The following is a 20,750-nucleotide window of genomic DNA, read 5'->3' as shown; positions in this document are numbered from 1 at the left end:
CGCATTCACCCAAACGCATTCACTAAAACTACATGAACAAAACCTGGGCCTGGTCTGACATCATCGCGGGGTTGTCGCTGGCGGGGCTGTTATTGCCGGAAGCCGTGGCCTATTCCAGCATCGCCAACCTGCCACCGCAGGCAGGCATCGTCGCCGTGTTTGCCGGTCTGATTTGCTATGGCCTGATAGGTAGCAGTCGCTTTGCGATTGTGGCTGCCACGTCTTCGTCTGCGGCAGTGCTGGCATCGGCTTCAGCTGCTATGTCGAATGGCGATACGGGTTTGCGCATGCTGGTGGCTATGGGCCTGGTCATCATGACGGGCGTGTTTTTCATGCTTGCTGGTGTGGCAAAGCTGGGTAGCATCTCAGACTTTATTGCGCGGCCCGTGTTGCGTGGTTTTGCCTTTGGCTTGTCTGCCGTCATCATCATCAAGCAGTTTGCCCATGTGGTAGGTGCGCATGTGCATTACACCGACATGCCACGTTTTATCTATGCCTTGCTGAGCCAGGTACAAAGCTGGAACTGGCTGTCGCTGGTGGTAGGTGTGGTGGCGCTATTGCTCTTGTTTGCTTTGACGCGCCTACCCTATATGCCAGCTGGTTTGTTGGTGATTGTGTTGGGCATTGTGGCCGGACAATGGCTGGGTCTGGCGCAAAGCGGGGTAGAGCTGGTAGGGCAGATAAGCTTGCAACTGCAAGTACCCAGCCTGCCCGACATGAGCTATGTACAGTGGCTGCGCATAGGTGAATTGAGTATCGCCATGCTGATGATACTTTACGCCGAGTCGTATAGTTCCATCCGCAATTTTGCGATACGCCATGGCGATATCGTCGCACCCAACCGTGACCTGCTGGCGCTGGGGGCGGCCAATTTCATGTCGGGCCTGTTCCAGGGTTTGCCAGTGGGCGCAGGGTTTTCTGCCACTGCCGCCAATGAGAGCAATGGCGCGCGTAGCAAAGTGGCCGGTTGGTCAGCAGCGGCAGCCTTGTTCATCATCGTCCTGACTTTGCTGCCCGTGATAGCGCTGACACCTTCACCCGTGCTGGCGGCTATCGTCATCCATGCGGTCAGTCATTCGCTGCGGCCATCCATGTTTTACCCGTATTTTACTTTGCACAGGGACAGGTTCGTCGCCCTCGCTGCCGTGGTCGCCGTGCTCATGCTGGGCGTGCTGGATGGCTTGTTGGTCGCTATCGGTATCAGCCTGCTGATGTTATTGCGCAGACTGGCAGAGTCGAGTATTTCTGTGCTGGGACGATTAAATGGCGGTCATGATTTCGTCAACCTGGTTAATTATCCTGAAGCCAAAGTCATCCCCGGCGTGTTGATCTTGCGGCCAGAGACAGGCCTGTTTTTCGCCAATGCCGAACGCGCCCTGACGCAAGCCAAACACTATGTGGCCACCAGCGATGCGAAGGTAGTCGTCATCAGCCTCGAAGAATCCCCCGATCTGGACAGCACCAGCATAGAAGCCATTGCTGACTTTTGTGCAGCCTTGTATCTGCAAAAAAAGCACCTGATGTTTGCCCGCCTTAAATCTGGTGCCCGCGCCGTGCTGGAAAGGGCAGCCATCCCCCATCTGCACATCGGTAATTTCAGCGAGCTCAGCGTCGATGATGTCGTCGTCATGGCGCGTGAGTTGTATGTGGGAAAGGACTGAGGACAACGCCTGCGCAGTGAGGTGTGCCGCGCGTACCATGTACTTGTCAGGCTGTATGCACTAGATGGAAACGGTGCGCACGGTGCACCATACGGATTAGGTCATCGCATACCGCCGTATACTATAATGGCAAAAAAATACCGAAAGAAATAATGCCACTCAGTAAAATCCTCCTGTTATCCCTGCTCTTGCTCCCCCTCGTCAGCCAGGCGCAAGCTCCCAAAGAACTGGTACTCAATAAAGAACAACTAAGCAAATACGGTAAGTCATATCAAACTGCTGAAGTCAAACACCTGCGCAAGTTTTTGAATACCTATGCCGACAAGCGCGATGAAGTTTCAGCAGTGGATGAAAGAGCCGCGCAGGTTCTTGATGGATTGAAGATAGACAAAAAGATTTTGAAGGGCAAATTCATGGTCTATCAATATTCGAACTTGATAGGCGGTGGCAAAGGCGTCTCCATCGTATCGCAAGATCACCCCGAAGTGATACTCGATTTCTGGGTCTATAAAATTGACGGCAATGAATACGAAGTACGCGATTTATTGATACAGGACGATAATCGCAAGCTGGATGATTTCAAGATTGTGTACCGCAATTATTTGCATCATAAGAGTTTGTATATGTGATGTGATCTTATGGCAGAGAAATGTAATTGCTACTGCGCGCGAGCTTATGCGAGAGGTAGTGTGAGAGTGCAAGAATAGATCAAAGCTTGTGCCCCTTTCGGCAAGCCGGTCAATCAATAAAGTGCTTAATATCTGGAAAAGTGGATCAGAAAATTGTGAGCACTGCGAGAGATATGTTGGAAAGTAAAACCAGCTTCATCCTGGGTGCGAGAATATTAAGTTCAGTGCGTCATGAAATACCCCAGATGGACTTGGACCGTGATTTTGTGACTATGCTTACGATTGATACTGAAACTGACAGTTTACCCATAGACGCTGCGCAACAGTACTGGGACAAGAATGCTTTGGAGCGGCTAAAACCTGAAATTACTGAAGCAGAAAATTGGGCTCGGAAAACAGGATCGTCCGCATGCCAATCTTTGATTGAGCGGTTTTCTGCAATAAAGAAAATCGGGTAGCGGTAATTAACTGTGCGTGATATGTGGAACTATTCACACCTATGCAGGAAAAGTAACGATGCTGCTAATCTTCAATAATTGTAGGGTAACTGAGCTTCTCAATATCCCAACCATCAATTGCTCTTCTACGCCAAGTCAGTTGTCCTATCAGTATGCCCTCAGTATCATACAAGCGAATATCGGCTGGGCTAAGAAATCCAGGGCCAGGTGTGCTTGAACCAATACGATACCAGCCTTGTATGAAGCCAAATTCGCAACCTGCGTGTTTGATCAGAGGTTGCGCGACGTCCAGATATTGAAAGTTGGTGCCACCACAGCAGAGTACTCTTGGTACGTGGCGACGTGTCATTCTCCAACTGAGGTAACGGGCAACCTCGCCGACTATAGATTTGGCGCGCATATATTCTGAGTTTACAGGATAGTCGATCTCTTTACCCGCTCGTGCTGCACCGTAAGCGTTTTCAAAATCGCGCAATGGCAGTATGTCTTCGGCACCGCAAATACCTGCACAGGTATTGCACCAGGCTGGGCGCATCGGTATGTCTAACAACTGGCTGTCTTCTACCTGTTGCCCCATTGCTGCGGAACCAAGATAGTAATAAGCTTTGGTGAACGGAGTTTGAAACGTTGTCAGGCAACTATTGCAGCGATATTCTGTGGGGATCATATATGCATTATCCTGATATTTCTTGAGGGCCGTAGGTACGATTAGCGCAGCGTAATCGTACGCATGGTCAGCAGCAATTCTTTATGCTGATTGCTAATTGCGGTCGCTTTATGATATTGGATCAAGTAGTCATCAAATTCACGTTGAGATGGATAGACGTTGAATATGGAATTTGCTTGAGGCCCTTCGTTATTTGCGCCACTGCATGCGTACGATTACGCTGCGCTAATCGTACCTACGCAGGCTGTATTTTTCCCATCAAATCGCCTCGATTACTTTCGATGCCGTTTCTAGAGTCTTCTCATTCAATCGGATAGTTAATGTAGAGCCTTGCCAAGCATAAATAATTAACGAATTATTTTTAAACTCAAGCTGTAACCGGGCATTTGCAATCGGGCCAAATCCCACCACATGTACTTTGTCTTTTTGCTCAATCGCAATTTCCTCTGCCCATGGCTCAATTACTAATTTAGAAAAACTTTCAGGTATATTGTTTATTACGATACTTTGTTCGCTCATTGAAACATTTTTTTTCAATCATTTTTTACCCCAAGTTCCAGTTTGTAGAGTGGGTAGTAACATGCCACATGGGCAATCGCAAACGCAGATGGCGTTCTACGAACGAAGCTTTCATCAGCGATGTCATGCATGGGAAAATATATACTCTAGTCGTTTGCTAAGTCACATCCGTCGCATTGAAATGTGCCCAACGGGAATATTGCAAGCATTGATTTCACCCCGGCATCCCCAAATACAATTCCTCCACCTTGGCCCGTGCCCATGGCGTCTTGCGTAAAAACTTCAGGCTGGATTTGATGCTGGGGTCGGTGGTGAAGCAGTTGATGTCTATCAATTTGCCCATTTTCTCCCAGCCATAATAGGCCACGAGTTGTTCCAGGATTGCTTCCAGGGTGATGCCATTCAGGCTGCGGGATGTGGGCGTACTCATGCTTATGTGCTCATGTTTGTTTTTCGGTGATACCGGATGATATCACCGGGGGTACGCGGTTGGCATCAGGCCAGGCGATACCATTTCAAACTATACGGCAACTGCCAGGCCGGGACGCAGCCCGGGGCCTGGCGGTCTATCAATAGCCAGGCGGAGCATAGCAGCATGAAGGGGAAGTGAGCGGGGCCAGCGGCGGTGGCGGCCAGCATCCAGGCCCAGCAGGTGCCGCCGCACCAGAGGGCGGCTTGCAGGCCATAGCGCAGGCTGTCGCGTTCGGCTTGCCAGCCAAAGGCGGCGAGGCGGGGGCGGTTGTGACAGCGGTTCAGGCAATATTGTTTGGCCGGGCTGATTTGCCATAACAATGCCAGCGTCAGCAACAAGGCAAAGCACCAGCGCATGTCGCCCACGACCAGGCGCAACACCAGTGAGGCCAGCATGATGAGTGTGCCTGCCAGGCTCCACACGAGCAGGTAGCCGATGGCAAACAAGAGTAATGCGCGCAAACGGCGGCGCGCCAGACTGCGTTGCCACAGGTAGCTCACCTCTTGCGCCAGCAGGGGTGACATCATGGCCAGCAACATGAGTAGCCAGTTGCTCATCATGTTGCCCGATGAATTGGTGTGCCAGACAAAGACCAGGCGATCACCGATATTCGCCAGATAAGCCAGGTCCATGTTGGCGAGGCTGCCGCAGTACTCTGGTACTCGCACGCCAAATTGCAGCGCAGCCAGACCCAGCCAGCCCGCCAGGCTGATCAACAGCAGGGGGCGGGGGCAGCTCAGCAGGGCAGCGCGCAATACTGGCAGCAACACGATTACGGGCTTTCTCTGAATACGCTGACACGTTCTACCGTGATGTCGTGTTCAGGTATGACGGTACTTTGTGGTACGAATTGTACTTGCAGGGTATCGGCGAGTTGGCTGTTGTCCAGTTGCAGGTTATCAATGATGCTGGTGATTTCAAATACCTGGGTAATACCGGCCCCACCATGTGCACCGTTTGTTTCGCTGGCATCAGAAACTCCAAACAGTGACAAGACACCGACCTTGTTTCCAGGATGGTTTTCCGGTTTTTCACCGGCGGGCACATTCACATACACGTAAAAGATGGCGGCATCATTCTTGCCGCGTATGTTTTCCAGGTTAAGGAAGACGCGGTCTGGTTCCCTGGGTTTGGCATTGAATAGTTTGACACCTTCAAAGCTGTCGTTGACTTTGTCCACACTGCTTTTATCCAGGGTTACCCGGGTTTGCGAAATGTCGCCTGCCAGTTTGACAGTGTCGTCATTGGCACCGATTAATTCAGTCGCCATCTGGCCTCCTGCAGTTTGATTATCCAAAAAGCTCACCATAGGCGCGTCGCTGAGCAGGCGCAAGCCTGTCAGCCTGATTTTTTTGCGGGTGCTGCCAGCCAGCGGGTCGCTGATGTCCTGGTATTTATAATTGAGTGGCGCTGCCGTGGTATCGAGCATCTGGGATGCGTTAAAGCTGATGCCTTCGCCGATCGGATCAGGTGCGATGAACTTACGGTCAGCCGGGCCCTTGAGCCAGCTGTCCTGGTCGGGGTCAAGATTTTGCGGGTCGCGCTTGCGCCAGACTTCCCACAGGCGGTCTATGTTGGCATGGTGCAGCCAGAAGATAGGGTCCAGCGCGGCGGTCGATGGTTTCGACATCAGGCCAGGGGTAGTTTTGTCCGCCTCAATTTTATTGCCGCCAACCCGGCCATGCACGGTATTGTGCGGATCAGCTTCCAGATGGCCATTGAATGTGCCCGTGTTATGAGTAAATGGGGTTGTCGGTCCACCAAAACCAGGGTTGCCACCAGAATTGATACCGATGAAGGCATGGTCTTTGAGTGCATTGAAAGAGATATCTTCAGGCTTGATGATGAAGCTGCCATCGCTGCGGCCGAAGCGGGCTTCTACATACAGGTGGTTGGTCGAACCATCCGGCATGGTTTTTTGCAAGAAAGCATAGGGCACAGAACGCGAAGCCGGGTCATAATAATTCCAGTATGGCAGTGCCCAGTTAGCCGGGCCACCCAGATCCACCACCACACTGCGTACAATGGCTTCAAATGCCGCCACATAGCCGCGATGCCATGGCAGGAAATACCAGGACCGGTGCTGGCATTGCTTCCAGAACCTGTCCTGGTCACTTTGTGAAGGCAGGGCATCGGTACTGCTCAGATAGCCCTGGATTGTCCACAGCGCTTCATCAAAGCCATGCATGGCCGCCAGAAACCGCCAGCTGGTACGTGATGCCAGCGGCCTTTCCTTAAGCTTGCCTACTGCTTTTGCATACCAGATCAAAGTGTCGCTCCAGCCAGAACCCAGTTTTGATACGTCCTTGCGTTCAAATGCCATATGTCCTCCTTGAGATGATCAGGTATGCAAAAATATTGCTATAAAATCTTGCAATATTATTCATTTATTGTCAATTGTTTATTTTTGACATGCGCTTGCGGCAGGGTATGGATTTGACTTTGGAGATGTTGCAGAGGAGAGAATCAGGAGGGAGCAGGCCAGGCAAAATCAAAGTAACACTCAATCAGGATTAAGTGAGGATACAACTCATCAGACTCAGATGGCGCAAGAGGAGGTGTGCACATCGCGTTGTGGCTGGCCTTCATACATCGCCTTGCCAAGCACGACAGGTGTGCTAGTTGCCTGCGGTATGCCATTTTTCAGCGCGACAATTTCTGCCATGATGGACAGGGCGATTTCTGCCGGGGTCTTGCTGCCTATGTAGAGGCCAGCGGGGCCATGCAGGGTTTGCAAGGCAGATTCAGGGATGTCGAAATGGGTATGCAGGCGTTCGCGTCTTTGCTGGCTGTTGCGGCGCGAGCCGATTGCGCCGACGTAGAAGGCATTTGATTGCAGGGCGTCGATGAGGGCCAGGTCATCGAGCTTGGGGTCATGCGTGAGGGCGATGACGGCAGTGCGGTTGTCTGGTTGCAGGCGCAGTATCAGGTCGTCCGGCATTTCTTCGCTGACGACAACGCCCGGCAATTGCCAGCTGGCGCGGTATTCTTCGCGCGGGTCGCAGACAATGACGGCAAAACCCAGGCTCAGTGCAAACTGGCACAGGTAACGCGAGAGGTCACTGGCACCGATGACGATGATGCGGGCCTGTGGACCAAGGTAGGTGATCAGCTTGTGATGATCCAGCCTGGGTAAGCCATCATACTGGCCTGTCTGCAGTTGGGCATGGCCGGTCTGCAAATCCAGCGTGCGCTCTACGCTGCGGCGCTGTTCGCAAGCGAGCAGCAATTCATCCAGACGGCTGTGTGCAGAGACAGGTTCCAGTACCAGCTCTACCGTGCCGCCGCAGGGCAGGCCAAAGCGGTGCGCCTGGTCGGCAGAGATACCATAGCGCAGCACCAGCGGCAGGTTGCCTGAGCAGACAGCCTGCACGCCTTCTTCCCTGATGCGGTGGATAAGATCATCTTCTATGCAGCCACCCGATACCGAGCCCACGGTTTCACCGCGCCCATTGATCGCCATCAGCGACCCCGGCGGGCGTGGTGAAGAACCCCAGGTGCGCGCCACCGTGACGAGGATGACTTGCAAGTCCTGCGCGTGCCAGCTCAGCGCAGTACGCAGGACCAGGGTATCGAGATTTTCCATTGCTTTGACCTTAACCGATTCTGCCTTAGCTGGCCTATACTTGTTTATAAGGCAGTTCACGCCAGCGCTTGCCACCCGCCCTGGCAACGGCATTGGCAAATGCTGGTGCCAAGGCTGGCAGGCCAGGTTCGCCCATGCCGGTAGGTGCATCTGCACTGGGCACGATGTGCACAGCAACTTGTGGCATATCGGTAATGCGTGGCACCACAAAATCACTGAAGTTGCTTTGCTCGACCACACCATCCTTGAGAGTGATGGCTGCACCCGGCAGGCACATCGACAAACCCATCAGTGCTGCGCCCTGCACCTGTGCTTCCACCGTTTTGGGATTGACAGCCAGGTTGCAATGCACGCCAGCCGTGACCTTATGCAATTTGGGCTGACCATCTTTGATGGACGCTTCCACCACATAGGCAACAATGGACGAGAAGGACTCATGCACTGCCACCCCATAGGCGCGGCCTGCTGGCAGTTTTTTCTTGCCATAGCCAGATTTTTCTACCGCCAGTTCCAGTGCAGCTTTATGACGTGGATGCTTGTCACCCATCAGTTTCAGGCGGTAAGCCACCGGGTCTTGCTTGGTGGTTTCTGCAATTTCGTCGAGCAGGGTTTCCATCACAAAGGCGGTATGGGTAGAGCCCACACTGCGCCACCACAAGACCGGCACATTGATTTTTGGGTGATGGACAGACAGACGCATAGGCATTTCATATGGCTCTTTCATGCCCTCCACCGCGGTTGCATCGACACCATTCTTGACCATCATGCCTTCGAATGGTGTGCCACCGACGATGGACTGGCCGACGATGACATGGTCCCAGCCCAGGATATTGCCCTGCGCATCAAAACCGATATCTGCCCTGTGCACATGCATGGGGCGGTAGTAACCACCCTTGACGTCATCTTCACGGCTCCACAAGGTACGCACTGGTGCATCGAGGCCAGCGGCTACTGCTGCCTTGGCGACATGGCAGGCTTCCACTACATAATCACTGGTGGCAATTGCGCGACGACCAAAGCCGCCACCGGCCATCTGGGTATGGACAGCGATGTTTTCCGGTTTCAGGCCCAGCGCAGCGGATGCCGCAAAGCCATCCAGACCAGGCATTTGCGTACCCATCCACAACTCTGCCTTATCACCTTTGATGGCAACCGTGCAGTTCAAAGGCTCCATTGGCGTATGGGCCAGGTAAGGGAAGCTGAACTCCGCATTCAATTTGTGCGGCGCCGTGGCGATTTTTGATACATCGTCGTTGTACTTCAATGCGCCTTGCTGCTTGGCCAATTCTTTATAACTGGCCAGTTGTTTCACGCTATCGACTTTTTCTACGCTGCCCAGATCCCATTCCAGCTTCAGGACATCGCGCCCCTGCTTGGCTGGCCAATAGCCAGTCGCAATAATGGCCACGCCTTCGCCACCGCGATCCACTGGCACGCGTACCACGGCCTTGACACCCTTGATGGCTTTGGCAGCCGTATCATCGACAGACTTGAGCTTGGCACCAAATACTGGCGGACGCGCGACAACAGCCGTCAGCATGCCGGGCAAGTGCATATCAATCCCAAAATCCTGGGTGCCAGTTGATTTGGCTTTTGCATCAAGTCGGCCTGTGGGTTTGCCGATCAGGCGGAAGCTCTTGGGATCTTTCAACACGACTTTTTCTGGCACGGGCAATTTCATGGCAGCTTCAGCCAGTTCGCCATACCCCAGTTTTTTTCCACCTGGCCCGACGACCACGCCTTTTTCTGTACGCAGGCCGGAGGGATCGACACCCCATTGCGTTGCCGCAGCCTGTACCAGCATGGCACGGGTGCGCGCACCCAGTTCACGGTACTGGGTATAAGAATGGGCGATGGAATTCGAGCCACCCGTCAAATGCATGCCAAATGCCGGATCGACATAGGCAGGGTGGTTATTACCATTGGCATACTTGACCTTGGACCAGTCGGCATCGAGCTCTTCTGCCAGTATCAGGGGCAAGGCGGTTTGCACACCCTGGCCAAATTCCAGGCGGTTAATCGTCACTGTGACTGTGCCATCTTTGGCAATCTGGACAAAGGCGCCGGGCTGCTCAGTCGCTTTCAAACCGGCGGGTGCCTTGGCGGCAGCGTCCTGGCCTATCGCCAGCATGGGGTAGCAACCCAGGGCAAAGCCACTGGCTGTAGCCATCTTCAAGAAGCTGCGGCGGCTCAGACTGCCAGCGCCTGCATCCGGCTTTTCTTCTGCAGACGTCTGCTGCAACAGGGATTGCAAATGCTTTGGCATCTCGGCCAAACGGGAATCAAAATGCATGGTGTGCTCCTAATCAGGCCAGGGTGGATGCGGCGTCGTGGATGGCAGCGCGGATGCGCACATAGGTACCACAGCGGCAGATATTGCCTGCCATGGCACTGTCGATGTCGGCGTCGCTGGGTTTTTTATTGGTTTTGAGCAGGGCGGTGGCACTCATGATCTGGCCACTCTGGCAGTAACCACATTGGGCCACGTCATGCTTGATCCAGGCTGCTTGCACTGCTTTGCCGACCTTGTCCTGGCTCATTGCTTCTATGGTAGTGATTTTTTGGCCTGCAACGGCAGAGATAGGTGTCACGCAAGAGCGTATGGCCTGGCCGTTCAAATGCACGGTGCAGGCACCGCACAAAGCAGCACCACAGCCAAACTTGGTGCCGGTCAGGCCCAGCGTATCGCGCAGGGCCCATAGCACGGGCGTGTCGGGGGCGACATCGACGCTGGTATTCTTGCCATTAATAGTTGAGTTGATCATGAAAACCTCCAAAATGGGGTGACAAAGTGTTGTTGATGCCGGGTTGATGCCAGGTTAATGGTGGCGGCAATGCCCAAGTACAGGTAGCCGCTGCAAAACCTTAATTGACGGCTATTGTCTGCTCTTCAGGCAATAAAGCGTTTGCCTGATCCGACGTATTTCTTGCCTATTTCGATGAATGCCCGGCAGAAATTGAAATTTCCACCCTGAAAATGGTAGGCTACGACAGTTCAAAAAACCTAGCGTCGTATCATGCAGACCTCACACCAGACAGCCGCATATCAACCATCCAGCCCCTCCTTGGCTGAAATGGTCGGCAACATCATTCAGGCAGACGGCGACTGCATCACCCAGGTTCCAGGGCTGATCATGGTCAGGCGTAGCAAGGTCACCGACCCCATGCCCTGCTTCTATGGCCTGGGCCTGGGTTTGACCGTGCAAGGCAGCAAGCGCGTGAATCTGGGGGAAGAGGTATTTGACTATGTGCCAGGGCAATCCCTGGTCACCTCGGTCGATTTGCCGGTGGTGTCTTATGTGACCTCTGCCAGCAGCGCACAGCCATTTCTGGGCATGTACCTGATGCTGGATGCCCTGGCCATCACCCAGTGCGCCGCCGGCATGACATTCGCCGCGCCGCTAAAGGCGACAAGCTCGCTGGCGATGTCCGTCGTGACGATGGAGGAGGGCTTGTTGGACGCCATCACCCGCCTCGTGCGCTTGCTGGATGAACCGCAACTCGTGCCCATGCTGGCGCCGCTGATACAACAAGAGATCATCGTCCGCCTGCTCAATGGCGAACACGGCCCGGTCTTGCGCCATCTGGTTACCGCTGGCTCACCAGGCCAGCAAATTGCCCGCGTCATCGCCTGGCTTAAGCAGAATTACACTGAGGATGTTGCCATTGATGAACTGGCCAGCAAAGCCCACATGAGCGCCTCCACCTTCAGGCTGCACTTCCGCACCGTGGCGGGCATGAGCCCCTTGCAATACCTGAAACACCTGCGCCTGCAAAACGCCCGCCAGATCATGCTTGTCGAAGACATCGATGCCAGCAGCGCCGCGTTAAGAGTGGGCTATGAAAGCGCATCCCAGTTCAGCCGGGAGTACACAAGGCTGTTTGGAGAACCACCATTGCGCGATATCAGGCGTATGCGAATGGCAATGTGAGGGTGTCTTACAGTAGAACACTGCGCACGAGTCTGGATATGACATACTGATAATTGGAAATTTTATATCGCTTGCAGCGCAAATGCTTGTGATTGTTACTATCACAGTTGCTGTCACAGATGCCCTGATTGCGATAAACTATCAGCCACTACCACGCGTAAAATGTTGGAGGGTGAGAAAATGAATCCAGATCAAGCTTTGCTAGGTTTTCGCCTCGTTGGCGCTGGCACGACCTTCCAGTCGCGCGATATCTGCGACATGGTCTCAGAATCACAACTGTTTGCCGACCTTGAGTGGAAAGACATCGAGGCCCTGGCGGCGTATCTGCAATGCTATGAAGTCTCGGCAGGCACGACCATTTTCAGGGAAGGTGAATCCGGTTCCTACATGGGTTTGCTGGTCAAGGGCGAAGTCGGGATACTCAAGACTGATCTTGACGGCACGCCGCACCGCATCGTATCGGTAGGCCACGGCAAGACCATAGGTGAGATGTCCATCATCGATGGCGAAAAACGTTCGGCCACCTGCATCGCGTCGCAAGCCAGCATCCTGCTCTTGCTGACCAAGGACAATTACCAGCGCATCATCAAGGAAAAGCCAGCGCTGGCAGTCCAAATCCTGGCCCGGCTGGCCAAACTCATGAGCCAGCGCCTGCGCAGCGTGAGCGGGCAACTGGTGGAGTTTTTGTGAGTGGGGTGAAGTGCCAGTTCAAATTCAAAAGATAGCGACGGTAGAAGCAGGGCAGTCTTAGCCGTAACGTGAGGTGCATTGTAACGCGCCGCATGTGCGCGACGCGCGCGGCACAGATATTTCTCCCCTGTATGCGATGATCATCGCGCAATCGCACACAAACTGCAAAAACTACGAATCCCAGGAACAATGCACTGCATAAGCATGTCCCTTGGCCGAAAATACATAGACGTCCCAGATTGCACAAAAGTGCCGCCCTGGTTGGTAAGCAGGCCCCGCCCCTGCGCGTATCCATTGCTCTGGCCGTCCAAGCTCTTCATTCATTGCTTCAACAAATCCATCAAATAATCGGATGTCGATTTCCTGAGTATCACCAGGCTCACACAATCGTCTGCGGGTAACCAACCATTGACGAAACGAAGATGGCAGACCAGATAAAGTTAGTTCATCTGCAGGAAAAAGCCTCAGCGTATTTTCTTCGACTCTGAGCAAGCCACTTAAAGGCGATAATGCATCTTCCAGTGGAACTTGACCAAGGTAATAACATTGGAAACTGTCGCCATCTGCCTTTAATGCTGAAATGGCCAGCAGATATCCTTCCAGTTTTTGTACTGTTGTCTGCAATTCTGTCGTCATGGTGGCATTTTTTTGAGGGAGTTTATTTTAAAAACCAGTTTGTAAGATGCGTTATAACGCACTCAAAAAAAGATTGTTTCTCAACCCATCACTCCCGATTAATCCTCTTCAACCTCTGCCCCATAATCGCCCAGACACAATCCTCACCATCGACATTGCCGCAGATGGCCCAGCCTGTACCTATCTTTTCTACGGTGGTGACGCATTCTAGTTCTGCGCCCAGTTTTTTTGCCCAGTTCTCGGCGGCGCTCTTGCCTTTGAAGAGTTCCTTGCCTTCAAAAATCACGGTGGTGTCAAAGACGGGGGCGGCGAATACGGTGTTCATGCGGGTCCTCAGGAAAATAATCTATGCGGTGTGCAAGGCATTGTAACTTAGCAAAGGCGGGCAGTCTCAAATGCAGTGTTTGTGGCTGGTGAAATCTGAATCTGCTCATCAAGGCTTGCATTAAAAAAGCATGCGTGTTTTTGCCAGCCAAATGTGCAGATTTGCACAGGCGATGTGTCTTGTATTCGCAGATAAATGATTTACCATGATTTCAACCTGTACAGGTCTGCATCTGGTTTTCTCCCCGCTTGCCTGGATGTAATACCAAAAAAAATCAGGAGACAAAACTTCAAGTGTTTCATTTTTTGCGACTCATTTTTTGAGCCGGTGTACGCGTGCGCGTCACCAAAAAAACCAGGAATGAACAGATGGTATGACAGTGAAAGTTGCACCTCGCCAGCCTCACCAGGCAGGCGATGTCGGCACGCATGCGCTTTTCCTTATCAGGAATGAGAGGCGCTTGCTCATCCTCATCCTGGCCGCCCGACCAGTGGGCTATCACTTTGAAACAGGCGTGATCTTCGCACAAGTGTAAAGCGATTTTCTTCAAAGCCATAACTCACAAGCTGCTTCAAATCACATAAAGAAAATAACGGAGACATGAATGAACAATATCAAGATTGTGCTGCAGACCATCATGCTGATTGCCTGCACATTGCTGGCCAGCCTGACGGCCCATGCAGTGACTGCCGGGCCAGGCAACTGGAGTACCCAGCAAACCTGGGCTGCTGATACCGTCAACGGTGGCAGCCTGACAGGTTATTTTTACTGGCCTGCAGCACAACCCGTGCTGGCTGGTAAACGCGCATTGGTGCTGGTGCTGCACGGCTGCACCCAGACTGCATCTGGTGATGTGATCGATAAAACCAGTGACAAGGGTTTTAACTGGAAGGCGATGGCCGAGCAATATGGTGCCGTCATCCTGGCACCGAATGCCACCGGCAATGTCTATAGCAATCATTGCTGGGACTATGCCAATACCACCCACACCCGCAGCGCGCCGGGGCATGATGCGATCTTGCTGGATCTGGTCAACCGCTTTGTCAGCAATCCGCAATACGCCATTGATCCCAACCAGGTGTACGTCACCGGCTTGTCATCCGGTGGTGGCGAAGCCATGGTGCTGGCATGCCTGGCACCCGATGTGTTTGCCGGTGTTGGTATCAATGCCGGGCCGCCACCAGGCACGACCACCTTGCAGATAGGTTACGTACCCTCAGGCTTTACCGCTGCCACGGCAGCCAGTAAATGCCAGGCCATGGCAGGCAGCAATGCCGCGAAATTTGCCACCCAAATTGCAGGTGCCGCCTGGGGCACCAGCGACTATACGGTGGCACCCGCCTATGGTCCCATGGATGTGGCAGCCATGCGCCTGGCCTATGGCGGCAGTTTTACCCAGGGCAGCAGCGTGAGCATCGCGACTGGCGGCACCAATATTCCCTATACCGATGCCAATGGCAAAGTACGCACGCATGAGATCACCATCAGTGGCATGAGCCATGCCTGGCCCGCTGGCAGCGGCGGCCAGAACAGCCATTATGTTGACAGCACCAAGATCAACTACCCGGCGTTTTTGATGGATTTCTGGTTCAAGAATAACCTGCGCGCATCCACCGTGCCTGCACCTGTGATGAGTGCCTGTTCCAGCTCAGGTATCACGGCTACCAGCGCCACCATCAATGGTGCTGCTACAGCTTCAGCCAGCGGCAGCATAGCCAGCTATGCGGTCAACCTCAGCGGCCCCACCAATGTCAACGATGCAGCAGCAGGCAGTGGCAGCAGTTTTAGCAAAAGCTATAACCTCTCCAGTGGTTATTACACAGGCACAGTCAATGCCACCGACAATCTTGGCCAGGTATCAGCCAATTGCACTATTCCGCAATTCCTCGTGGGTACAGCACCGGTGATACAGGCACCAACTGGCTTGAGTGCAGGCACATCCACCGCCACCAGTGTAACGCTGAGCTGGAATGCAGTCAGCGGCGTAAGCGGGTATAACCTGTATAGCAATGGCACAAAGATCACCGCATCCCCGCTCAGTGCCACCAGTTACACTGTCACCGGTCTCACTGCCAGCACCAGCTATAGCTTTGCTGTTTCGGCTGTGGGCAGCAGTGGTGAGAGTGCACTGTCTGCCGCCCTCAGCGTCACCACCGCGTCCAGCTGGACGTGCACAGCGGTCACCGCCAGCAACTATGCCCATGTGCAGGCCGGGAGGGCGCATGACAGTGGTGGCTATGCACTGGCCAATGGTTCCAATCAGAACATGGGGCTGGACAACCTGTTCTATACCAAGACCCTGGCACAGACTGCGGCAGGCTATTACATCATAGGTAATTGCCCTTAAACTTGTTCACTGAGGTAGACAAAAGTAAAAAGGAACAGACATGCCGGACACGCATGGCTGTTCCTTTGTCATCAGCTCCGGTGATTTAATACGTGCCCTGAATCTGATAAGGCGCAGTCAGCCATTCATATCCTGCTGGCGAGCTGCCGATATGCCCCAGGCCAGGAAATGAAATATGCGCACTGCCAACCAGATAGCCTTTGCTTGCTGCCTGCTGTAATAAATACTGACGCGATTTGACAGCAGCGGTAGCGTCAAAATCATAGGCGATGGTAATCGTCGGGTCTTTGAACTGGGCCGCACCAGCATGTATTACATCGCCCCACAACAGCAAGTTCTTGCCCTGGCTGCTGATCAGGTAAGCCGTATGCCCAGGCGTATGACCATAAGAAGGGATGCTGCTGACACCGGCGAACAACTCTTGCGCACCGCTGAAAGTTTTCAGCCGCCCGGCATCCGCATACGGATTGACCGTGACACGCGACTGGGTAAATGTCAGTTGTTTTGCCGCCGGTGCTGCATTGGCGTTGGCAAGGCTCAACCAGTAGCTGGCATCGTTTTTATCGACATACACATCCGCATTGGGGAACACGCGCTTGCCACCTATGCTCAAGCCGCCTGAGTGGTCGCCGTGTATATGCGTCAGCAAGACTGCATCGATTTGCTCAGGCTGGTAACCGGCAGCGCGCAGGCTGCTGACCAACCTGTTACTGCTGCCACTGCCGTCATTGGCATCACCAAAGAGTTCGCCAGCACCGGTATCAACCAGCAGGAGCTTGCTGCCAGTGTTGATCAGGTAGGCATTGATCGACAGTTCAGCCGGTAGTTCTTCATGATGATGGGCATAGGCCCCCTTGACTGCTTCCGGCTTGCTCATGATCTCGTCAACATGACGAGTGGCCGTGCCATCTGATAGTACAGTAATTTCAAAACTGCCCAGCATCATGCGGTAAAAGCCGGGTGCCTGGAACTTTGCCATCGGTACCGGGGTTTTGGTTTGTGCAGATGACTGTGCCTGAACACCTGAAGTCATGGCAATTGCCAAAGCCAGCGAAGCTGCCAATGTGCCGACTGCTTTGGTGATGAGATTGACCTGCGTTTTTAAATTGTTTTTCATGATAAACCCTTGTCGTTGGTTGAAAGCGTTGGTGAGGTTTTTGTTCGCCGCGTTGCGCTTGTTATGTTTGTATCAGGGCTTTAGTATAAGTAGGAATTATGATTAAATAATGCACTAAATATTAACTAAACTATGTAGTTTGACTAACTAATATGGATACGAATGTGGGTAAGCATGCGCGCCAGTGAATTTGCAGAATTCAAGGCCTTTGTGGCCATCGCTGAGAGGCAAAGCTTTGTCAAAGCTGCCGCCTTCCTTGAAGTCACACCATCGGCACTGAGCCAGTCCATGCGGCAACTGGAAACCCGCCTGGATGTGCGCCTCCTGCATCGCACGACACGCAGCGTCTCGCTCACACAAGCCGGGCAGCAATTGCTGGATCATTTGCGGCCAGTGCTCGAAGGGCTGGACAAGGCGGCAGAAGCCATCAACGATTTCCGCGATACGCCATCCGGCACGGTGCGCCTGACCGCACCAAGGGTAGCGACAGAATTATTGCTGGCACCCAGGCTGGCAGAATTCCGCACAACATATCCACACATCGTGCTGGATATTTCGGTAGAAGATAAAACTGTCGATCTGGCCAAGGGCCGTTTCGATGCAGGTATACGCCAGGGCGAGTTGCTGGCGCAAGACATGATCGCCATCAAGATAGGCCCGGAGCGCCGCTTTGTCTGCGTGGCTTCAAAAAGCTATGTCGCCAGGCACGGCATGCCGCATACCCCGCGTGATTTGCAAAAGCATGAATGCATACGCATCAAACGCCCAACGACTGAAGTGTATATACCCTGGGCTTTCACGGACAAAGGGCAGGCGCTGGACATTGCCGTCAATGGTCACCTCATTGTCAACGACGCCAGCCTGGCTCTGGCTGCTGCCTTAAGCGGTGCAGGCATAGCATCCCTGGCAGAAGACCATGTACGCCCCTATCTGCAAAGCGGGCGCTTGCAAGAAGTGCTGCCAGATTTTGCGACGACACGCGCAGGTTTTCATTTGTATTATTCCAGCAGGCGACACATGACGGCAGCGTTGCAGTCGCTGATTGCGTTCTTGCGGGTGGCTTGAGAGCGTGGCCAGATGCAGCAAACACACAACATCAATCGCAAATAGGCTTTCATTCATCAAACAAGTCTTGCTACAATCCGCCCATCGTAGCAATACCGCACATACACTTTATGTGATCAACACCCGCTTCCGGGAAAGTTTGCCAGGTCAGAACAAGAAGCACAAAAACACCAGGCACAACATGGAATGTCCAGCGCGATGCCATTACTCAGACCTTACAGATTAGCTCTGTACCGCATCATAAAAACTTACGATATAAAAAACTGAAACCTCTTTCAGTCAATAATAAAAAACGCGCATGGCCCACGGCCTCGGCCATCGACACCTTGCGCCCAACAATAAAAAAATCATGAAAACAAACTATTACCTCGTCATCGACTTTGAAGCCACCTGCTGCGACCAGGGCAGTGTGCCGCGTGAACAAATGGAAATCATAGAATTCGGCGTCGTCATGGTCGAAGCACGTCACTTTCAAGTCGTCAGCGAATTCCAGAGTTTTGTACGGCCAGTCAGACATCCGGTGCTGACCAGCTTTTGCACAGGCCTGACATCCATACAACAGCAAGACGTCGATAGCGCCCCCTTGTTCAAGGACGTAGCTGCACGATTTAAAAACTGGCTGTATCAATACCAGGGCTTCGTGTTCTGTTCCTGGGGCGATTACGACCGCAAGCAATTGCAGCAAGACTGCGCATTTCACCGCATCCCCAACCCCATCAGTGCACTGCACATCAATCTAAAACCCTTGATGTCTGAGCGTTTTAATCTCAGTAAAAAGCTGGGCTTGGGGCAAGCCATACGCCATGCAGGTCTGGAATTTTCTGGCACGGCACATCGTGGCATAGACGATGCGCGCAATATTGCAAGGCTGTTGCCGTTCTTGTTTGATGCTGGGGTTCTTTGAAATAGCGTAGTATCAAAAAGTGGCTTCATACTCTGGTAGGGGGCGCCATGCGCACCACTATTTTCTGACACATGAAATTATAAAAGCATGAAATTATTAAAGCATGAAATATCCACTAAAAGCTGACAAGACCGGCAAATTCTTCCCTGAACATGGTAACTGCGGCACTTGCGGTAATCCGACCAATGAAGACTTTGTTTGTCTCTCAATAAACATTTCAGAAAAAATGAACGACATGGCTTCGCCTGTATTTGCAGAGGTGACTACCTCTGTAAGCCTGGCACCTCATGGCGAGATCGGTGTTGATGAGGGATTCACGCTATTTGATGACACCAATGATGCCTTCTTTTGTTCCACTACTTGCCTGCGTGCTTTTTTAAATCAGGTGGTGACTGATTTTGAGAGTGGTGTGCGGTAAATTGATAGTATGCAGGGCTGCGTTGCAGCGTACCGTTCGCAAGATGACAAATAATCGTGTACCTTTTATCGAAACCATTTGCATAAAAACCATCGCGTCTTGCATAAAACTTGCAGTGCATTTGAATATTCAGAGCGGAGCGGTATACCTCCGTACTCGCTGACACATGGAACTTTATAAAAGTATGAAATATCCATTAAAAACACACAGGGCCGGTGGATTCTTCCCTGCACATGGCAAGTGTGGCACTTGCGGCAATCCGACTAACGGAAACTTCGTTTGTCTTTCAATAAGCGCGTCAGAAAAAATTGGTGACACGGATTCGTCTGGACCTGCAAATGTGAAAATCTCTGTCCATCTCCTAAGCCATCATGCAACGAAATCTGGTAGAGGGCTCACGCTATTTGATGGCATCAATGAATCCTACTTTTGCTCCACTGTTTGCATGCGTGCTTTTTTTAATCAGGTGGTGACTGATTTTGAGAATGGTGTGGAGTAAAAAGGCGGAGCACCATTCAGCCATCCACGTCTGCAGGGTGCTGGTACATGGGTGCGATCTCGTGATGCCCTATCGATTGCATCAGTTGCCTGAGTTCCATCACGCGCCCCAGTGTTAATGGCAGCAAACCTTTGCTGAACAGCGTCAGCACCGCCAGCTCAAGCTCTTCTTCTGCTTTACTGGTGCTGCTGTTGAGCATGCTACCATGGTAAGGATACATGATACGGGCAGCAGCTACGACCTGCTCACCTTCGCAGATATCAATATGGATGACAGGCCTCGGTTCATAAGCAATACTGCTGGAAACCAGTTTTACGGGAGTCGCATTAATAAAGTGGAATATCTCGGCCATGTAGTTTTTTGTCTGTGTTCAATAACAGCAATGTGAAGGTATCTGCCTCTTTCATTCCGATGTGAGGCACGCTTATTTTTCATCTCCATCAGTACGACGGCCAGGATGGGCAAACATCTTGTTCACGCCAGGCCAACCGTAAGGCGCATACAGGTGAATAATGCAAACCGCACCGTAAGCAAGCATGAAGCCAAATAGTATGCCGTTCGTTATTACCAGCAAGGCTCCATAAATACAGCCAGCTAGTGCCAGAACGTACGCGAAGCGGTAGGTTCGCTCGTTTTTCAGCCATAGCATGAACAGCAGTATCAGTGACACTGCGATGGATGCTGTTGCGAGCGCTGGATGTAAATGAAGTTTATTGAGTTGGCGTTCATTCAGGTTGAACCAATGCACATCCATCATCTACCCCAGGCTCAATACCAGGGTTGCGACCGTGTGGATTGACAAAAATATAAGTGCCTTGCTGTGGA

General features: G+C 52.5%; 23 protein-coding genes. 10 read left to right on the top strand and 13 right to left on the bottom strand.

Features of this window, described 5'->3' with window-relative positions; genetic code table 11:
* The first annotated feature begins 32 nt into the window (after window positions 1–32).
* The 3 genes from AC3WQT_RS00895 (at window position 33) to AC3WQT_RS00885 (ending at window position 2,748) form a co-directional block, all read left to right on the top strand.
* Window positions 33–1,661, top strand: coding sequence for a SulP family inorganic anion transporter (locus tag AC3WQT_RS00895; RefSeq protein ID WP_492701331.1), 1,629 nt, complete (start codon window positions 33–35; stop codon window positions 1,659–1,661).
* A gap of 152 nt (window positions 1,662–1,813) precedes the next feature.
* Window positions 1,814–2,290 carry a hypothetical protein gene (locus AC3WQT_RS00890; protein ID WP_492701329.1) on the top strand — a complete coding sequence of 159 codons (477 nt, stop codon included), beginning with the start codon at window positions 1,814–1,816 and terminating at the stop codon, window positions 2,288–2,290.
* A 140-nt stretch (window positions 2,291–2,430) separates the two neighbouring features.
* Window positions 2,431–2,748, top strand: a complete 318-nt coding sequence (locus AC3WQT_RS00885; RefSeq protein ID WP_492701327.1) for a hypothetical protein — start codon at window positions 2,431–2,433, stop codon at window positions 2,746–2,748.
* A 64-nt stretch (window positions 2,749–2,812) separates the two neighbouring features.
* Here the strand turns inward: AC3WQT_RS00885 and AC3WQT_RS00880 are convergent, their stop codons facing one another.
* The 8 genes from AC3WQT_RS00880 to AC3WQT_RS00845 all read right to left on the bottom strand — a co-directional run bounded on the left by AC3WQT_RS00880 (window position 2,813) and on the right by AC3WQT_RS00845 (window position 10,757).
* Entirely contained in the window at window positions 2,813–3,415 is a 603-nt protein-coding gene (locus tag AC3WQT_RS00880) for a hypothetical protein (RefSeq protein WP_492701325.1), read from the bottom strand.
* Between the two features lie 258 nt (window positions 3,416–3,673).
* Entirely contained in the window at window positions 3,674–3,934 is a 261-nt protein-coding gene (locus tag AC3WQT_RS00875) for a hypothetical protein (RefSeq protein ID WP_492701323.1), read from the bottom strand.
* A gap of 214 nt (window positions 3,935–4,148) precedes the next feature.
* Complete coding sequence (locus AC3WQT_RS00870) at window positions 4,149–4,364, bottom strand: VF530 family protein (protein WP_492701321.1); 216 nt, start codon at window positions 4,362–4,364, stop codon at window positions 4,149–4,151.
* A 65-nt stretch (window positions 4,365–4,429) separates the two neighbouring features.
* Window positions 4,430–5,176 carry a copper chaperone gene (locus AC3WQT_RS00865; protein WP_492701319.1) on the bottom strand — a complete coding sequence of 249 codons (747 nt, stop codon included), beginning with the start codon at window positions 5,174–5,176 and terminating at the stop codon, window positions 4,430–4,432.
* A gap of 2 nt (window positions 5,177–5,178) precedes the next feature.
* The gene (locus AC3WQT_RS00860) at window positions 5,179–6,729 is read right to left on the bottom strand and encodes a tyrosinase family protein (protein WP_492701317.1); all 1,551 of its coding nucleotides are present in this window, start codon (window positions 6,727–6,729) and stop codon (window positions 5,179–5,181) included.
* Between the two features lie 216 nt (window positions 6,730–6,945).
* Window positions 6,946–7,992: an XdhC family protein gene (locus AC3WQT_RS00855; RefSeq protein WP_492701315.1), complete on the bottom strand. Its 1,047-nt coding sequence runs from the start codon at window positions 7,990–7,992 to the stop codon at window positions 6,946–6,948.
* A gap of 34 nt (window positions 7,993–8,026) precedes the next feature.
* Window positions 8,027–10,285: a xanthine dehydrogenase family protein molybdopterin-binding subunit gene (locus tag AC3WQT_RS00850; protein ID WP_492701313.1), complete on the bottom strand. Its 2,259-nt coding sequence runs from the start codon at window positions 10,283–10,285 to the stop codon at window positions 8,027–8,029.
* A 13-nt stretch (window positions 10,286–10,298) separates the two neighbouring features.
* Window positions 10,299–10,757 (bottom strand): (2Fe-2S)-binding protein, encoded by a 459-nt coding sequence (locus tag AC3WQT_RS00845; RefSeq protein WP_492701311.1) that lies wholly within the window; start codon window positions 10,755–10,757, stop codon window positions 10,299–10,301.
* A 252-nt stretch (window positions 10,758–11,009) separates the two neighbouring features.
* Here AC3WQT_RS00845 and AC3WQT_RS00840 point away from each other — a divergent pair, with 252 nt between their 5' ends.
* Window positions 11,010–11,924, top strand: a complete 915-nt coding sequence (locus tag AC3WQT_RS00840) for an AraC family transcriptional regulator (protein ID WP_492701309.1) — start codon at window positions 11,010–11,012, stop codon at window positions 11,922–11,924.
* Between the two features lie 180 nt (window positions 11,925–12,104).
* Window positions 12,105–12,614 (top strand): Crp/Fnr family transcriptional regulator, encoded by a 510-nt coding sequence (locus AC3WQT_RS00835; RefSeq protein WP_492701307.1) that lies wholly within the window; start codon window positions 12,105–12,107, stop codon window positions 12,612–12,614.
* Between the two features lie 171 nt (window positions 12,615–12,785).
* Here the strand turns inward: AC3WQT_RS00835 and AC3WQT_RS00830 are convergent, their stop codons facing one another.
* Entirely contained in the window at window positions 12,786–13,250 is a 465-nt protein-coding gene (locus tag AC3WQT_RS00830) for a hypothetical protein (protein WP_492701305.1), read from the bottom strand.
* A gap of 88 nt (window positions 13,251–13,338) precedes the next feature.
* Window positions 13,339–13,575 carry a hypothetical protein gene (locus AC3WQT_RS00825; protein WP_492701303.1) on the bottom strand — a complete coding sequence of 79 codons (237 nt, stop codon included), beginning with the start codon at window positions 13,573–13,575 and terminating at the stop codon, window positions 13,339–13,341.
* A gap of 373 nt (window positions 13,576–13,948) precedes the next feature.
* Between AC3WQT_RS00825 and AC3WQT_RS00820 the strand changes: the two genes are divergently transcribed.
* Both AC3WQT_RS00820 and AC3WQT_RS00815 read left to right on the top strand, forming a co-directional pair.
* A complete protein-coding gene (locus tag AC3WQT_RS00820) occupies window positions 13,949–14,110 on the top strand; it encodes a hypothetical protein (protein ID WP_492701301.1) in 162 nt (53 codons plus the stop codon).
* A gap of 69 nt (window positions 14,111–14,179) precedes the next feature.
* Window positions 14,180–15,922 carry an extracellular catalytic domain type 1 short-chain-length polyhydroxyalkanoate depolymerase gene (locus AC3WQT_RS00815; protein WP_492701299.1) on the top strand — a complete coding sequence of 581 codons (1,743 nt, stop codon included), beginning with the start codon at window positions 14,180–14,182 and terminating at the stop codon, window positions 15,920–15,922.
* Window positions 15,923–16,007: 85 nt separating this feature from the next.
* Here AC3WQT_RS00815 and AC3WQT_RS00810 read toward each other — a convergent pair whose 3' ends face one another.
* On the bottom strand, window positions 16,008–17,039 hold the full coding sequence (locus tag AC3WQT_RS00810; protein ID WP_492701297.1) for an MBL fold metallo-hydrolase: 1,032 nt from the start codon (window positions 17,037–17,039) through the stop codon (window positions 16,008–16,010).
* A gap of 162 nt (window positions 17,040–17,201) precedes the next feature.
* Between AC3WQT_RS00810 and AC3WQT_RS00805 the strand changes: the two genes are divergently transcribed.
* From AC3WQT_RS00805 to AC3WQT_RS00795, 3 genes are all read left to right on the top strand, one after another.
* Window positions 17,202–18,104 carry a LysR family transcriptional regulator gene (locus tag AC3WQT_RS00805; RefSeq protein ID WP_492701295.1) on the top strand — a complete coding sequence of 301 codons (903 nt, stop codon included), beginning with the start codon at window positions 17,202–17,204 and terminating at the stop codon, window positions 18,102–18,104.
* Window positions 18,105–18,453: 349 nt separating this feature from the next.
* Window positions 18,454–19,008: a 3'-5' exonuclease gene (locus tag AC3WQT_RS00800; RefSeq protein WP_492701293.1), complete on the top strand. Its 555-nt coding sequence runs from the start codon at window positions 18,454–18,456 to the stop codon at window positions 19,006–19,008.
* Window positions 19,009–19,111: 103 nt separating this feature from the next.
* Window positions 19,112–19,426, top strand: coding sequence for a hypothetical protein (locus tag AC3WQT_RS00795; RefSeq protein ID WP_492701291.1), 315 nt, complete (start codon window positions 19,112–19,114; stop codon window positions 19,424–19,426).
* A gap of 515 nt (window positions 19,427–19,941) precedes the next feature.
* On the opposite strand, the gene AC3WQT_RS00790 is transcribed toward AC3WQT_RS00795, so the two are convergent.
* Together AC3WQT_RS00790 and AC3WQT_RS00785 are read right to left on the bottom strand one after the other, a co-directional pair.
* A complete protein-coding gene (locus AC3WQT_RS00790; RefSeq protein WP_492701289.1) occupies window positions 19,942–20,277 on the bottom strand; it encodes a hypothetical protein in 336 nt (111 codons plus the stop codon).
* A 72-nt stretch (window positions 20,278–20,349) separates the two neighbouring features.
* A complete protein-coding gene (locus tag AC3WQT_RS00785; protein ID WP_492701287.1) occupies window positions 20,350–20,682 on the bottom strand; it encodes a hypothetical protein in 333 nt (110 codons plus the stop codon).
* Between the last annotated feature and the right edge of the window lie 68 nt (window positions 20,683–20,750).

This window comes from Undibacterium sp. FW305-107 (assembly GCF_058788535.1).
The sequence above is the reverse complement of the archived record's forward strand: the minus strand, read 5'-3'. Positions and strand labels throughout refer to the sequence as shown.

What these genes read in the sequence shown, in the direction of transcription:
- AC3WQT_RS00890 (WP_492701329.1), top strand. Translation starts at nt 1,814, where the DNA reads ATGCCACTCAGTAAAATCCTCCTGTTATCCCTGCTCTTGCTCCCCCTC.
- AC3WQT_RS00840 (WP_492701309.1), top strand. Translation starts at nt 11,010, where the DNA reads ATGCAGACCTCACACCAGACAGCCGCATATCAACCATCCAGCCCCTCC.
- AC3WQT_RS00880 (WP_492701325.1), bottom strand. Translation starts at nt 3,415, where the DNA reads ATGATCCCCACAGAATATCGCTGCAATAGTTGCCTGACAACGTTTCAA.
- AC3WQT_RS00815 (WP_492701299.1), top strand. Translation starts at nt 14,180, where the DNA reads ATGAACAATATCAAGATTGTGCTGCAGACCATCATGCTGATTGCCTGC.
- AC3WQT_RS00810 (WP_492701297.1), bottom strand. Translation starts at nt 17,039, where the DNA reads ATGAAAAACAATTTAAAAACGCAGGTCAATCTCATCACCAAAGCAGTC.
- AC3WQT_RS00800 (WP_492701293.1), top strand. Translation starts at nt 18,454, where the DNA reads ATGAAAACAAACTATTACCTCGTCATCGACTTTGAAGCCACCTGCTGC.
- AC3WQT_RS00855 (WP_492701315.1), bottom strand. Translation starts at nt 7,992, where the DNA reads ATGGAAAATCTCGATACCCTGGTCCTGCGTACTGCGCTGAGCTGGCAC.
- AC3WQT_RS00820 (WP_492701301.1), top strand. Translation starts at nt 13,949, where the DNA reads ATGACAGTGAAAGTTGCACCTCGCCAGCCTCACCAGGCAGGCGATGTC.
- AC3WQT_RS00895 (WP_492701331.1), top strand. Translation starts at nt 33, where the DNA reads ATGAACAAAACCTGGGCCTGGTCTGACATCATCGCGGGGTTGTCGCTG.
- AC3WQT_RS00795 (WP_492701291.1), top strand. Translation starts at nt 19,112, where the DNA reads ATGAAATATCCACTAAAAGCTGACAAGACCGGCAAATTCTTCCCTGAA.
- AC3WQT_RS00825 (WP_492701303.1), bottom strand. Translation starts at nt 13,575, where the DNA reads ATGAACACCGTATTCGCCGCCCCCGTCTTTGACACCACCGTGATTTTT.
- AC3WQT_RS00875 (WP_492701323.1), bottom strand. Translation starts at nt 3,934, where the DNA reads ATGAGCGAACAAAGTATCGTAATAAACAATATACCTGAAAGTTTTTCT.
- AC3WQT_RS00860 (WP_492701317.1), bottom strand. Translation starts at nt 6,729, where the DNA reads ATGGCATTTGAACGCAAGGACGTATCAAAACTGGGTTCTGGCTGGAGC.
- AC3WQT_RS00845 (WP_492701311.1), bottom strand. Translation starts at nt 10,757, where the DNA reads ATGATCAACTCAACTATTAATGGCAAGAATACCAGCGTCGATGTCGCC.
- AC3WQT_RS00805 (WP_492701295.1), top strand. Translation starts at nt 17,202, where the DNA reads ATGTGGGTAAGCATGCGCGCCAGTGAATTTGCAGAATTCAAGGCCTTT.
- AC3WQT_RS00830 (WP_492701305.1), bottom strand. Translation starts at nt 13,250, where the DNA reads ATGACGACAGAATTGCAGACAACAGTACAAAAACTGGAAGGATATCTG.
- AC3WQT_RS00790 (WP_492701289.1), bottom strand. Translation starts at nt 20,277, where the DNA reads ATGGCCGAGATATTCCACTTTATTAATGCGACTCCCGTAAAACTGGTT.
- AC3WQT_RS00850 (WP_492701313.1), bottom strand. Translation starts at nt 10,285, where the DNA reads ATGCATTTTGATTCCCGTTTGGCCGAGATGCCAAAGCATTTGCAATCC.
- AC3WQT_RS00870 (WP_492701321.1), bottom strand. Translation starts at nt 4,364, where the DNA reads ATGAGTACGCCCACATCCCGCAGCCTGAATGGCATCACCCTGGAAGCA.
- AC3WQT_RS00785 (WP_492701287.1), bottom strand. Translation starts at nt 20,682, where the DNA reads ATGATGGATGTGCATTGGTTCAACCTGAATGAACGCCAACTCAATAAA.
- AC3WQT_RS00835 (WP_492701307.1), top strand. Translation starts at nt 12,105, where the DNA reads ATGAATCCAGATCAAGCTTTGCTAGGTTTTCGCCTCGTTGGCGCTGGC.